This is a genomic window from Faecalibacterium sp. An77 (assembly GCF_002161315.1).
GTDB lineage: Bacteria > Bacillota > Clostridia > Oscillospirales > Ruminococcaceae > Faecalibacterium.
The window spans coordinates 1-1812 of record NZ_NFHK01000090.1; the positions used below are offsets into that span (position 1 = coordinate 1).

1 protein-coding gene and 2 rRNA genes are annotated in these 1812 nt (G+C 49.1%); all 3 read right to left on the reverse strand.

The annotated features are described in order from the left end of the window. Nucleotides 1–204 precede the first annotated feature (204 nt). Nucleotides 205–1215: a C45 family peptidase gene (locus tag B5G28_RS14125; protein ID WP_087249828.1), complete on the reverse strand. Its 1011-nt coding sequence runs from the start codon at nucleotides 1213–1215 to the stop codon at nucleotides 205–207. Nucleotides 1216–1496: 281 nt separating this feature from the next. Then, a 5S ribosomal RNA gene (gene rrf / locus B5G28_RS14130) occupies nucleotides 1497–1613 on the reverse strand. 106 nt (nucleotides 1614–1719) lie between these two features. Beyond that, a 23S ribosomal RNA gene (locus B5G28_RS14135) occupies nucleotides 1720–1812 on the reverse strand; the annotation flags it as partial.

Below are 1812 nucleotides of genomic sequence, written 5' to 3' on the forward strand. Positions count from 1 at the left end.
CCCTGGCTGCGAAGCTCTATTATTTCCTTCTCGTGTTCCTGAATGTGGCTGTATTTTCTGGGCATAGCAAAGACCTCCTGTAGTAGTTTTATTCTACCACAGGAGGCCTTCTTTTTTCATTGTCTACTTTTACTGGAGCAGTTCACGTTTTGCCGTGCAGGGGGCTCTCTTGTTTTATTGTTTTATCTCCTATTGCGCGTTTCTTTAAAAAGCGAACCGCACATCCCCCTGATAACCGCTCCGGCACGGGTTGGATTCGCTGCGATAGATTGTATGGCGCTTCAAATCATACACCACCGACCACACGGTGTCTTTTCCTGTGCTGCGGTCGTACTGGCACAGAAAGCCGTACCGGCCCGAGAGCAAATCCTGTGCAAAGGAAAGGTCTTTTCTAAGGTCCTTTCTTTTCAGCGCCTCCGTCATCGTCCGATAGCGCCGTTCTTCAAACCAGTCGTCCTCGGTTGTGCGGTTATAGCTGCGCATCGACGGCAGATGGAAAACATTGGTGGCGCAGACAAAGGGGCTTTCCAGATCGGCAGGTCCCGCAATTTCGACCCGTTCCGCATTGCACTCCACCACAGCCAAATCCCCTTTCGTATCGGCCAGAGTCAGCGTCTGGGCGGAACCAATGGGAAGCGTTTTCAGCTTTTCCAAAGCCTCCGGCACTGTCCCGCAGGTCTCCAGAAGATAGCGCACCAGCAAACCGGCGTTGAAGCCCGGTTTGATTTTCGCCGGGCTCACCGAGGTCAGTCCAATCGCCAGCCCCTTCTGATTGACGCCATCCTCCATCTGAAGGAAAGATGTGGTATTTCCTGTGAAAGAACAGGTGCCATCGGTTTGATGAACAATCACGTTGGTGTTGTGCTCTTCCAGCACCGGCAGAAAATCGCTGTTCCTGCCAAAGAGAATTTCATCTCCTTCTGCCACAGCAAAACAGGAGCAGTGACAAGCCGGCGGAATGGCGTACATACTGAACAACGCCGCCTGCAAAAGCTGCACATCACAGTCCTGTCCTGCGGCCAGGCCCTGCAGTTCTTCCAAAAGAGCGGGATAATATTGACGATACACAGGAAGGCAGACTTCTGCATATTCTATCCGCTCCCCTGTGATAGGAAAGGGGATGTGATCCAGAATTTTCACTCCGGAATCCCGCAGCAGAGAACCCCACTGCTGCCCCGTTTGATCATGGTTGCCTTGTAATTGCAAATGAATCATTTTAAGTGCTCCTTTTCATTTGATGATAAGGAGCCGCCGGCGGCCTGATCTCAAGATAGCAGAATAAAAATTTTAAGTCAATCTCTTTCCTGCGTGAAATATATAAATTGTATTTCGGAATTTATTTCAAGTTTTCTATGCAATTCAAGTAGCGTTGCGTTCAAGCGCCACGGGATTTGTGCCCGAATTTGTCCTTTTATTTCTTTTCCGCAGCTTCTTCCGTGTGAAAAAAACAACAAGAGAAAACCCCCGAGGATTTATCCTCAGGGGTTTTGTAGAGAAGCCGGCATCTACCTATTTTCACAGGCCGTTTCCAGCCAACTATCTTCGGCACAAGTGAGCTTAACTTCTGTGTTCGGAATGGGAACAGGTGGGACCTCACCGTCATCGACACCGGCTGTTCAGATTTGGATCTGAACAATCTCTCTATTCTCTTTTGGAAGGACGTGCCTTCAGAACTGAATAATAATCTGCGTTCGCAATCAGAGTACAAGTGCTTTCAACCTGGTCAAGCCCTCGATCTATTAGTACACTCTTGCTGAATGGATCGCTCCACTTACACATTGTGCCTATCTACCTTGTAGTCTTCAAGGGATC